An 11687-nucleotide genomic window follows, 5' to 3' on the forward strand; every position below is an offset into this window, starting at 1 on the left:
CCCTGTGCGATACTGCTCGTGGTCGAGGGACAGGTCCACACCCCGTTCAGCGGCCCGACGACGACGTAGGTACTCGCCTCGACTTCGCGCCGCCTCACCATCCGGGTGAGTGCGCTGCTTGCTGAAGCGGCGGGAGGCCTCGCCGGACGTCCTCCGGGACGGACGAGCGGCGCCTGCGGAGCCGTCGCCGTTCCGAGCGGCGTCAACCGGCGTGGTGAGGGCGTGAACAATGACTTCCGTCGCCGGCCCCCGCCGGTGACGACGAATAGGCCGCGGCGCCGGTGGTGTGGACGGTGACCGCGGTGAGGGAACAGCTTCATGACGAACACACCAGACGCCGGACAGGCACAGCCGTCCGAGCAGCCGAAGCGACGCCGCGTCACCCGGGCCACGACGGCTCCTGCCGCCGCCGAGCAGGCGCCGGCCGAGGCGCAGTCCACGGCGACCGAGCCGCAGGCCGACGCACCGAAGACGCCGCGCAAGCGCGCGCCCCGCAAGACCGCCGCCGCGACAGCCGGCACGGCCGACGCGACCGCGACGGACACGCCCGCGACGGACACGCCCGCGGCCGACGCTGCCGCTGCCGCGGACGTGGCCGCCCCCCGCAAGCGCGCACCCCGGGCACGCAAGGCGCCCGCCGCTGCTGACGCCACGACCGGCACCGAGGGCGAGTCTGCTCCCGCGCCCGCCAAGCGCGCCCCCCGCGCCCGCAAGACCACCGCCGCCGCCAAGGCCGAGGCTGTCGACTCGGCAGCTCCGTCCGCCGAGGCCGAGCAGGTGCCGGCCGCGCAGGTCGAGACTCCCGCGGCCGAGCCCGCCGAGCCCGCCGCCCCGGCCAAGCGCGCCCCGCGCCGCCGCACCGCCAAGACCGCCGAGCCCAAGGCCGCCGCCGACCCGGCAGCAGGCGAGCCTGCCGCGCAGGATGCGGCCACCGAGCCCGCCGGCACCGACACCGCCGCGTCCACCGACACCGCCGCGCCCGCGAAGGCACCCCGCAAGGCCCGCGGCACCTCGTCCCGCTCCAAGGCCGCCACGACGGCCGACGCCGCCGCGCCGGACGCCACGAGCGCCGCCGCCGACACGACCACCGCGCCGGACGCCACGTCCGACGCGGCCACCGCTGCGCCGGACGCCTCCGCGGCACCGGAGAAGCCCGCCAAGGGCCGCAGCCGCCGGGCGAGCGCCGCCAGCGGCGCGCCGGTCCCCACCGAGTCGGGCGAGGCCAAGGCACCCGCGCGCCGCTCCCGCTCCACGGCCCGCCCGGCCGCCGCAGCGGACGAGCAGCCCGCCGAGGAGGCGGCTCAGCCGGCCGCCGACGAGGCGACCCAGGACACCCCGCCCGCACGGTCGCGCTCGCGCCGCCCGGCACGCGACGCCGCGCAGAAGCTGGACGTCCTCGCGTCCTTCAGCGCCGCGGAGCCGGCAGCCGGCGACGCCGACGCCGAGGAGATCGACGAGGAGGAGGCGGAGGACGTCCGCCTGCCCGCGACGGCCCTGCTCTTCCAGGCGCCGGACCCCGGCCGCGCCCGCCGTCGCTCCCGCGCCGAGGGGGGCGCCCCGCGCCGCCGCACGGCCGCCGCCGAGGAGCCCGCGTCCGCAGCCGAGGAGCCCGCGTCCGCACCCGAGGAGCAGGCCGTCGAGGCCGCGCCCGTGCCGGCCGACGAGCCCGTCGAGGCCACCGGCGAGACCGCCACGACCGCCGACGAGCCGACCGAGTCCCGGGACGCCGAGAGCGGCGAGGGGGGCGGCGCGCGCCGCCGTCGTCGTCGCGGGGGCCGGGGCCGCCGCAACCGGGGCAACGGTCGCGACGAGTCGGCCGACGAGTCCACGGACGACTCCGAGGACACCGAGGGCAGCGAGGAGCCGGCCGCCGAGGCAGCCGACTCCCCGGTGACCGACACGCGCGAGCCGGAGCAGGACGACCCGGACGACACCGACGACCAGGGCGACTCCGACGACGACGGTGAGGGCGCCAGCCGCCGTCGCCGCCGGCGCCGCCGCAGCCGTGGTGACGACGGCTCGGCCACGTCCCGCGAGGGCCGCGCCGCCCGCGACGAGATCACCGCGCTCAAGGGCTCCACGCGCCTGGAGGCCAAGCGTCAGCGCCGCCGCGACGGGCGCGACGCCGGCCGCCGCCGCACGACGATCACCGAGGCCGAGTTCCTCGCCCGCCGCGAGGCCGTGGACCGCGACATGGTCGTGCGTGAGCGCGACGGTCGCACGCAGATCGCCGTCCTCGAGGACGGCGTGCTCGTCGAGCACTACGTCGCCCGCGAGACCCAGACCTCGATGGTCGGCAACGTCTACCTCGGCCGGGTGCAGAACGTCCTGCCGAGCATGGAGGCCGCCTTCGTCGACCTCGGCAGGGGCCGCAACGCCGTCCTCTACGCCGGTGAGGTCAACTGGGACGCGATGGGCAAGGAGGGCCAGCCCCGTCGGATCGAGGCGGCGCTGTCCTCCGGTGACCCCGTCCTCGTCCAGGTCACCAAGGACCCGATCGGGCACAAGGGCGCCCGACTCACCTCGCAGGTCACGCTCGCCGGCCGCTACCTCGTGCTCGTGCCCTCGGGTGCGATGACGGGGATCTCCCGCAAGCTCCCGGAGAACGAGCGCGCCCGCCTCAAGAAGCTCCTCAAGCAGATCGTCCCCGAGGGCGCCGGCGTCATCGTGCGCACCGCCGCCGAGGGAGCGAGCGAGGAGCAGCTGCGCGCCGACGTCGAGCGCCTCACCGCGCAGTGGGCGGAGATCGAGGCCGCCGCGGCCTCGACGAAGTCCGCGCCGGTGCTCCTCAAGGGGGAGCCGGAGCTTGCCGTGCGCGTGGTCCGCGACGTGTTCAACGAGGACTTCCGCTCGCTCATCGTCTCCGGTGACGGCGCGTGGGACACGATCTCCACCTACGTCCGCCAGCTGTCCCCGGACCTCGCCGACCGGATGCACCACTGGACCGACTCGCGCGACGTCTTCGCCGAGCACCGGATCGACGAGCAGCTGGCCAAGGGCATGGACCGCAAGGTCTACCTCCCCTCCGGCGGCTCGCTCGTCATCGACCGCACCGAGGCGATGACGGTCGTCGACGTCAACACCGGCAAGTTCACCGGCTCGGGCGGCACGCTCGAGGAGACGGTGACGAAGAACAACCTCGAGGCCGCCGAGGAGATCGTCCGCCAGCTCCGGCTGCGGGACATCGGCGGCATCATCGTCGTCGACTTCATCGACATGGTGCTCGAGTCGAACCGGGACCTCGTGCTGCGCCGGCTCGTGGAGTGCCTGGGCCGTGACCGCACCCGCCACCAGGTGGCGGAGGTGACCTCGCTCGGGCTCGTCCAGATGACCCGCAAGCGGGTCGGCCAGGGGCTGGTCGAGGCCTTCAGCGAGCCGTGCGAGCACTGCGCCGGACGTGGCTTCATCGTGCACGACCACCCCGTGGAGAAGGGCGCCCCGGCCGCCGGCGGCGACAACGGCAACCGCCGTGGCAAGAAGCGTGGCGGTGCCCCCGCCGGTGGCCGTCCCGCCGAGGTGGCTGCCCCGGCGCCGGCCCCCGCGCCCGTCTCGGACGACCCCGAGGCCGTGGCCGCCCGGGAGGCCGTCAAGGCCACCCTGGCGACCATCGCCGCCGCGGCCGCCCACGCCCACGCCGAGGACGAGGACGGGACGGCGGCCGACGTCGATACCGCGCCCGTCCAGGAGCAGGCACCTGCCGAGAAGGCCCCCGCACGGGAGAAGACCCCCGCACGGGAGAAGGCCCCCGCACGGGAGAAGGCCCCCGCACGGGACAAGGCGCCGCGGCGCGAGCGTGCCGCCGAGCCGAGCTCGGTGACGCTGCCCGCGGCCCGGTCCTCCGAGCCCGAGGCCGACGCGCCCCGGTCCGCGGAGGAGGTGCGCGCGTCCCTCGAGGCCCTCGCCGCCGCGCTGCCCGGCGGACGCGAGGACGCCGCCCCGGCGGGTCCCGACAGCTCCCAGGGGGTCGCACCGGCCGAGCCCGTGACCGATCCTGCGCCGAGCCAGTCCGAGGCGCCGGCCAAGGCACCGCGCTCCCGCGGTGGACGACGCCGGACGGCGCCCGCCGCGGCCGCTGCGTCTCCCACGGGTGCGGCTCCGGCGACGGACGCCGCCCCCGCACGGGACGCGGCACCGGCCACGGACGCTGGCCCCGCCACGGACACCGCCCCGGCACCTGCCGCGGCCGAGGCAGCGCCCGAGCAGTCCGGGACGCGCAAGCGCCGCTCCCGCCGGGTGACCTCCGGCGGTCCGGTCACCGCCTGAGCCTCTCGGTCCTCACCCGCCCCGTGCCTGTCACGGGGCGGGTGAGCCGTTGAGGGACGCCTGCGCACGGCGCACCGCCTCGTCGACCCGGGGGAGCAGGTGCATCGCCGCCTGCGCCGACAGCCCCCCGTGCTCGGCGGCCCACTGCCGCAGCCCGGCCACGAGACGCAGCTGCGCGCGGGCGTCGAGCGCGGCGGGCAGCAGCCACGCCGGGTGACAGAAGCCCGGCAGCGCCGCGACGACCACCTCCACCCCCGTCACCCGCACGACGGCGTCCTGCGGCTCGAGCTGGCGCTCGGCGCCGACGAGCACGAGCTCGTCCGGCGTCAGCCAGGCCTCCGCCTCGGTGTCGAGGTAGGTGAGCAGGTGGGCGCGCACGCGCGGCACCCGCCCCCGCACGGCCGGGTGCGAGGCGCTGGGCGCGGACGCGAAGAAGGACGCGAGGAGCTGCGCCCCCGACAGCGGTACCCGTGCGTCGTCGTCCATGGGCGCAGCCTCCCACCACCCACCGACATGCCCCGGTTTGTCACGTGCTCCGGCCGATGCGAAAGTACGCAGATGGGGAGCGTGCTAGAGGAAAGACCAGTGAGCGCGGAGGACGCTTCCGCGCGAATGACACTCAGCGGCTGGAGGGTGGTGCGGCACTTCCTGCGCACCACCTTGCGCACGGGGTCGATGCCCGTCGGTGCCAGGATCGTCAGCCGGATCGTCGCTGTCGCCGAGGAGATGGACCATCACCCGGACCTCGACCTGCGGTACGGGGCGCTGCACGTCTCGGTCACGACGCACTCGCGGGGGACCCTGACAGAGGCGGACATCGTGCTCGCGGAGCGGATCGTGGAGATCGCCGAGGAGCTCGGCGTCCCGCTCGACCCGCGTCGCGTCAACGACCTCGAGATCGGCATCACCGTGGCCAGCCCCGAGCGTGTCCGCGCCTTCTGGGCGGCGGTCCTCGGGTACGAGGAGGACGACGGCGAGCTGTCCGACCCTCACGGGCGTCTCCCGCACGTGTGGTTCCGGCGCGCCACCGGCGAGGCGCCACGCGGGGAGCTCGACCTCGACGTCCACGTCCCGCACGACATCGCCGAGTCACGCGTGCAGGCGGCGGTGGACGCCGGTGGGCGGCTCGTGTCCGACGCCGAGGCGCCGACACGCTGGGTGCTCGCGGATCCCGAGGGGGTCGAGGTCCGCGTGTGTACCTGGCGCGAGGGGCACTGAGCCCCCTCCCCGCGTGGCCGGACGGCGTCGGGTCTGGCGTCGGTCGGCGTCGAGGTGTTCTACTTAGGTAATGCTTACCTCACCACAGGGCGCGACCACGGTCGCCGCGCACGACGTCCCCCGTGACGAGCGTCCCGCGTACCGGCCCTTTGCCGTCGAGGTCTCCGGTGTCCGGGCCCTCGGCCCGAGCTTCCGCCGCGTCACCCTCACCGGCCCGGACCTGCGGTGGTTCGGCACGCACGGGCACGACCAGCGGGTCAAGCTCCTGCTGCCGCTCGCGGACGGCCACCTCACCGACGTCGGCCAGGAGGACGAGGAGACCATTCTCGCCGGCACCTGGTACGAGCGCTGGCGCCAGACGCCGGAGGACCGGCGCAGCCCCTTCCGCACCTACACGGTGCGCGCCGTGCGGCCCGCCGACCGCGAGGTCGACATCGACATGGTCCTTCACGGCGACGTCGGCCCCGCCTCGCGCTGGCTCACCCGCGCCCAGGCGGGGGACCATCTCGTCCTCGTCGGTCCTGACACCCGCTCCCGCGACCACGCTCTCGGCGCCGACTGGGCTCCCGGGACCGCCACCGAGCTCCTTCTCGCCGGTGACGAGACCGCCGCCCCGGCGATCTGCTCCATCCTCGAGAGCCTGCCGCCCGGCCGGCGGGCCACCGCGTTCGTCGAGGTCCCCGCGCCCGGGGACGTCCTCGACATCGCCCTCCCGCCCGGCGCGGAGCTCACCTGGCTCGTCCGCGGCGACCACGCCCACGGGGAGCAGCTCCTCCCGGCGGTCCGCACCTGGGTCGCCGGCCATGCCGCCGTCGTCGACGACGCCCGCGCCGTCGTCCGCCAGGCGGTGGAGGACGTCGACGTCGACACCCAGCTGCTCTGGGACTCCCCGGTCCTGCAGATCCAGCCGATCGACAGCTGTGGCCGGGGTGAGCGCTGCGGGTCGGACTTCTACGCCTGGTTCGCCGGTGAGGCCGCCGTCATCAAGACACTGCGCCGCCTGCTCGTGAGCGAGGCCGGGGTCTGCCGGCGCCGCGTCGCGTTCATGGGGTACTGGCGCCAGGGCCGCGCCGAGGCCCAGTGACCGGCCGCACCACCCGTCGATGACCCAGACCCTCACCACGAGGCCCGCGCGACGACAACCGGACCTCACCCGGCGCCGGCTGCTCGCGCTCGCCGCAGCGACCGTCGTGCTCCTCGTCGTCCTCGCCGCCAGCCTGGCCCTCGGCGCCCGGGACATCCCCCTCGGCACCGTCGTGGAGGCGCTGACGAACCGGGTGCCGAGCGACAACGACCACAACGTCGTCCTCGACCAGCGCCTGCCGCGCACCGTCACCGGGCTCCTCGTCGGTGCCGCGTTGGGACTGGCCGGCACCGTCATGCAGGGGGTCACGCGCAACCCGCTCGCCGACCCCGGCCTCCTCGGCATCAACGCAGGCGCCTCCCTCGCCGTCGTCCTGGCGATCACCGGCCTGGGGATCACCAGCCCCTCGGGCTACGTGTGGTTCGCCTTCGCGGGCGCCGCGGCCGCGATGGTCGTCGTCTACGGCATCGGGTCGACGGGCCGCTCCGGCACCACGCCGGTGAAGCTCGCACTCGTCGGCACCGCGCTCACCGCGGGCATCACCTCGGTGCTCACCCTGCTGCTCCTCGGGAGCACGTCGGCGACCAACACCTACCGGTTCTGGGCCGTGGGCTCGCTGGCCGGTCGGGGGAGCGGGACCGGGGCCGACGTCGTCCTCACCCTCCTGCCGTTCCTCGCGGCCGGCGCCACCCTGGCCCTGCTGTCCGGCCGGGCGCTCAACCTCCTGTCCATGGGCGAGGACCTTGCCCGCGGTCTCGGTTTGAACATCCGCCGCTCCCGGCTGTTCGCCGTGCTCGCCGCCGTGCTCCTCGCCGGCGCGGCGACCGCCCTCGCCGGGCCCGTCGTCTTCATCGGGCTCGTCGTGCCGCACATCGTCCGCCCCCTCACCGGCCCGGACTACCGCTGGATCCTCGCCTTCGCCGTCGTCGTCGGGCCCGCGCTCCTCCTCGTCGCCGACGTCATCGGTCGCCTGGTCGCCCCGCCCGGGGAGCTCGAGGTCGGCCTCGTCGTCGCCCTCGTCGGCGCGCCCGTCATGATCGCCATCGTCCGTCGCTCCCGGCAGGCCGGACTGTGACGACCACCCTCGCCCCCGTACCCGCGCACGAGGTCCTGCGCACCGTCCGCCACGCCCGACGACGGCGCACCCTCACCGTCACGCTCCTCCTCGCCACCGCGGTGCTCGGGCTCGCCTGGCTCAGCCTCGTGTGGGGCGGGCACACCGCCGAGACGCAGGACTACCTCGCCGGCCTGTTCGGTGGGGGAGAGGGGGGCGGCCAGTTCACCATCGGGCGACTGCGCCTGCCCCGCGTCGTGCTCGGCGTGCTCGTCGGCGTCGCGCTCGGGATCGCCGGTGGGATCTTCCAGTCGGTCCTCGGCAACCCGCTCGCCAGCCCCGACATCCTCGGCGTCAGCGGCGGGGCGAGCCTCGCCGCGGCGTACGCGATCCTCGCCCTCGGGCTCAGCGGTGCCGTCGTCGGCGTGGCCGCCTTCGTCGGGGCCACCGCCGTGGCTGCCGCGATCTACCTGCTCGCCTGGCGTGACGGCGTCACCGGCTTCCGCTTCGTGCTCATCGGGGTCGCCGCGGCCTTCGTCGTCAACGGCGCGATCGGCTACCTCCTCACCCGCGGTGAGGTCAACGACGTCCGGTCCGCGCTCGTGTGGATGGTGGGCAGCATCGGTACCCCCCGGTGGAGCGACGTCACGGTGCTCGCCGTCGTCGTCGTGGCGCTCGCCCCGCTCGTCGTCGCGGTCGCCCGCCAGCTGCGTGCACTCGGGCTCGGCGACGAGGCCGCCGGCGGCCTGGGCGTGCGGGTGGAGCGCACCCGGCTGCTCGCCCTGGCCGTCGCCGTCGCCCTCACCGCCTCGGCGACCGCTTTCGCCGGCCCGGTCGCGTTCGTCGCCTTCGTCTCCGCGCCCGTCGCGCGGCGGCTCCTGCCGACGGGCGGGACGGTGCTCGGCCAGGCCGCCCTCGTCGGCGCCGTCGTCGTCCTCACCGCCGAGATCGTCGCCCAGCACCTCATCCCCTCCCTGGAGGTCCCCGTGGGAATCGTCACCGGCGCCGTCGGGGCCGCGTACCTGCTGTGGCTGCTCGCCACCGCCGACCGCCAGGCAGGCACCCCGTGACCGCCGCCCACGAGCTGCGCGCCGCCGGGCTGTGCCTCGCCTACGACGGCCGCGAGGTCATCACCGGGCTCGATCTCGCGCTGCCGCCCGGCGCCGTCACCGCCGTCGTCGGCCCCAACGGCTGCGGCAAGTCGACCCTCCTCCGCGGCCTGGCACGGCTGCTGCGACCGGTCGGCGGGAGCGTGCTCCTCGACGGCCGCCCCCTCCACGCCCTGCCCTCCCGCGACGTCGCGCGGACGATCGGGATCCTCCCGCAGAGCCCGACCGCGCCGGAGGGCATCATCGTCGCCGACCTCGTCGGCCGCGGACGCCACCCCCACCAGGGCTGGTTCCGCCAGTGGGACGCGGCGGACGACGGCGTCGTCGCCGCGGCACTCGAGGCCACCGGAACGCTCGAGCTCGCCTCCCGGCGGGTCGACGAGCTGTCCGGAGGCCAGCGCCAGCGGGTGTGGATCGCGATGGCCCTGGCCCAGGACCCCGACATCCTCCTGCTCGACGAGCCGACGACCTTCCTCGACGTCACCCACCAGCTCGAGGTCCTCGACCTGCTCGCCGACCTCAACCGCCAGCGCGGCACGACCGTGGCCATGGTCCTTCACGACCTCAACCTCGCCGCGCGGTACGCCGACCACCTCGTCGTCATGTGCGAGGGAGAGATCACCGCCCTCGGACGGCCCGACGAGGTCCTCACCGCCGAGCTCGTGGCCGACGCGTTCGCCCTCCAGGCGCGCGTCGTCCCCGACCCGGTGACCGGTTCCCCCATGGTCGTGCCCATCGGCCGCTCCGGAGCCGTCAGGCGACCGGCCGCCGGGCTCGGCCTGCCCTGACCACCCGCCCCGACCCCCGCCCACACCCCTGAACAAGGAGACCTCAGTGTCCCGACGCTTCATCCCGGTGGCGCTCACCGCCACCGTGGCCCTCGCCCTGTCCGCGTGCGACAGCTCGCAGGAGCCCGCCGACGACACCACCGACGAGCAGGCCGTCACCATCGAGCACGCCTTCGGCACCACGGAGATCTCGGCCGACGCGACCGACGTCGTCACTCTCGGCTGGGGCTCCACCGAGGCCGCCCTCGCGCTCGGGGTGGTCCCCGTCGGGATCGAGGCCCAGACCTACGCCGTCGACGAGAACGGGCTGCTGCCCTGGGTCAACGAGGCCCTCGGCGAGGTCGGGGCCGAGCCGACGATCCTTCCCGCCACCGTCGAGGAGCCGGCCTACGAGGACATCGACGCGCTCGACCCCGACCTCATCCTCGCCCCCTACTCGGGCATCACCGAGGAGCAGTACGAGATCCTCGGCGAGATCGCGCCGACGGTCGTCTACCCCGAGGAGCCGTGGACCACGCCGTGGCGCGACGTCGTCTCGATCGTCGGGGAGTCCCTGGGCATGACGCAGGAGGCCGAGGAGCTCGTCACCGAGCTCGACGCCACCCTCGAGGAGACGGCCGACGCCCACCCCGAGCTCAGCGGTGTCACCGTCGCCGCGATCTGGGACGTCGGCGGCACGTTCTACGTCTACAAGCCGGCCGACTCGCGCGTCGACTTCCTCCTCGACCTCGGGCTGGAGAGCGCGCCGTCCGTCGAGGAGCTCGACTCCGGCGGGGAGAGCTTCGTCTACTCGCTGTCCTACGAGCAGACCGACCAGCTCGAGGCCGACGTCATCGTCAACTACGCGAGCACCGAGGAGGAGGTCGAGACCTTCCTGTCCCAGTCCTACGCCCAGGCGATCCCTGCCGTGCAGGACGGTGCCATCGCGAACATCACCGGTGACCAGCTCATCGCGGCGATGTCCCCGCCCACCGCGCTGTCCATCGACTGGGGCCTGGAGGACTACGTCGAGGCGATCAGCGCCGCCGTCGGCCAGGTCGGCTGACCCCAGCGCGGCCCGGGCCCTGCCCGGGCCGCGACACGGCTGTCCGCGGGCGTAGCATGGTCCGGCGAGCAGGGCGTGGTGTGCGCGAAACCACACCGTTTTCGCGGGGGTGGCGCCGCTGGGCCATTTGCTCGGCGGGGGCGCGCGGCGTACTCTTGAACGTCGGTGCGTCCCGGACGCGCCCTCCCTTGTGCGCCCCGCGCGCGCCGGTTCGCCGGCGAGTGCCGGGCCCCGTAACGACAGAGATGAGCAGCAACGTGGTGTACGCGATCGTCAAGGCCGGCGGCCGACAGGAGAAGGTGTCCGTCGGCGACGTCGTCGTCATGAACAGGGTTGACGGCAAGGTTGGGGACACCGTCAACCTCACCCCGCTCATGCTCGTGGACGGCGACAAGGTGACCACCGGGACGGACGACCTCGCGAAGGTCGCCGTCACCGCAGAGATCGTGCGCGCGGAGCGCGGCAAGAAGATCACGATCATGAAGTTCAAGAACAAGACCGGCTACCGCAAGCGCCAGGGCCACCGCCAGGAGCTGACCCGCGTCAAGGTCACCGGCATCAACTGATCCTTGCGGCCCTCGCGGGCCGTGCCCCTCGTTCGCACCACACGAAAGCAGGCCCAGAGATGGCACACAAGAAGGCCGGCAGCTCCTCCCGGAACGGCCGCGACTCCAACGCGCAGCGCCTCGGCGTCAAGCGCTTCGGTGGCCAGGTCGTCAACGCCGGCGAGATCATCGTCCGCCAGCGCGGCACCAAGTTCCACCCGGGCGACAACGTCGGCCGTGGCAAGGACGACACCCTGTTCGCCCTCGCTGCCGGTGCCGTCGAGTTCGGCACGCGCCGTGGCCGCAAGACGGTCAACATCGTCGCGGCCGAGGCCTGATCGACAGCGCTTCACGCTTCCGGCGGGGGGGGGGGGGGCGGGGGGGGCGCCCCCCCGGGGGGGGGGGGGGGCGGGGCGGGGGGGGGGGGGGGGGGCGGGGGGGGCGGGGGGGGGCGGGGGGGGGGCGGGGGGCCCGCCCCCCCCCGCGCCGGGTCAGCCGGTGATCTCGGTCCAGACCTCCTCGAGCTGCGTGCCGAGGCCGGCGGTGTCGATCTCCTGCGCGAGGTAGCGCTGGAAGGCGGG

At 75.0% G+C, this 11687-nt stretch carries 10 protein-coding genes; 9 read left to right on the plus strand and 1 reads right to left on the minus strand.

Annotation, left to right across the window (positions count from 1 at the left end; genetic code table 11):
- Nucleotides 1–318 precede the first annotated feature (318 nt).
- The gene (locus GD632_RS08490; RefSeq protein WP_226924756.1) at nt 319–4263 is read left to right on the plus strand and encodes an Rne/Rng family ribonuclease; all 3945 of its coding nucleotides are present in this window, start codon (nt 319–321) and stop codon (nt 4261–4263) included.
- Nucleotides 4264–4293: 30 nt separating this feature from the next.
- Here GD632_RS08490 and GD632_RS08500 read toward each other — a convergent pair whose 3' ends face one another.
- Nucleotides 4294–4749, minus strand: a complete 456-nt coding sequence (locus tag GD632_RS08500; RefSeq protein WP_152190925.1) for a hypothetical protein — start codon at nt 4747–4749, stop codon at nt 4294–4296.
- Nucleotides 4750–4821: 72 nt separating this feature from the next.
- Here GD632_RS08500 and GD632_RS08505 point away from each other — a divergent pair, with 72 nt between their 5' ends.
- The 8 genes from GD632_RS08505 (at nt 4822) to rpmA (ending at nt 11444) form a co-directional block, all read left to right on the plus strand.
- On the plus strand, nt 4822–5481 hold the full coding sequence (locus GD632_RS08505) for a 4a-hydroxytetrahydrobiopterin dehydratase (protein ID WP_152190927.1): 660 nt from the start codon (nt 4822–4824) through the stop codon (nt 5479–5481).
- A gap of 70 nt (nt 5482–5551) precedes the next feature.
- A complete protein-coding gene (locus GD632_RS08510; RefSeq protein WP_152190929.1) occupies nt 5552–6565 on the plus strand; it encodes a siderophore-interacting protein in 1014 nt (337 codons plus the stop codon).
- A gap of 19 nt (nt 6566–6584) precedes the next feature.
- Nucleotides 6585–7640 carry a FecCD family ABC transporter permease gene (locus GD632_RS08515; RefSeq protein ID WP_152190931.1) on the plus strand — a complete coding sequence of 352 codons (1056 nt, stop codon included), beginning with the start codon at nt 6585–6587 and terminating at the stop codon, nt 7638–7640.
- Nucleotides 7637–8689 (plus strand): FecCD family ABC transporter permease, encoded by a 1053-nt coding sequence (locus tag GD632_RS08520; protein ID WP_226924757.1) that lies wholly within the window; start codon nt 7637–7639, stop codon nt 8687–8689. Before GD632_RS08515 ends, GD632_RS08520 begins: the two co-directional genes overlap by 4 nt.
- A complete protein-coding gene (locus tag GD632_RS08525) occupies nt 8686–9516 on the plus strand; it encodes an ABC transporter ATP-binding protein (RefSeq protein WP_152190933.1) in 831 nt (276 codons plus the stop codon). The genes GD632_RS08520 and GD632_RS08525 overlap by 4 nt, the downstream gene beginning before the upstream one ends.
- A 46-nt stretch (nt 9517–9562) precedes the next feature.
- The gene (locus tag GD632_RS08530) at nt 9563–10561 is read left to right on the plus strand and encodes an iron-siderophore ABC transporter substrate-binding protein (protein ID WP_152190936.1); all 999 of its coding nucleotides are present in this window, start codon (nt 9563–9565) and stop codon (nt 10559–10561) included.
- A gap of 245 nt (nt 10562–10806) precedes the next feature.
- Complete coding sequence (gene rplU, locus GD632_RS08535) at nt 10807–11127, plus strand: 50S ribosomal protein L21 (protein WP_152190938.1); 321 nt, start codon at nt 10807–10809, stop codon at nt 11125–11127.
- Between the two features lie 59 nt (nt 11128–11186).
- Nucleotides 11187–11444 carry a 50S ribosomal protein L27 gene (rpmA, locus tag GD632_RS08540; protein WP_110850581.1) on the plus strand — a complete coding sequence of 86 codons (258 nt, stop codon included), beginning with the start codon at nt 11187–11189 and terminating at the stop codon, nt 11442–11444.
- The last annotated feature ends 243 nt before the right edge of the window (nt 11445–11687 follow it).

Source organism: Georgenia satyanarayanai, assembly GCF_009193135.1.
GTDB lineage: Bacteria > Actinomycetota > Actinomycetes > Actinomycetales > Actinomycetaceae > Oceanitalea > Oceanitalea satyanarayanai.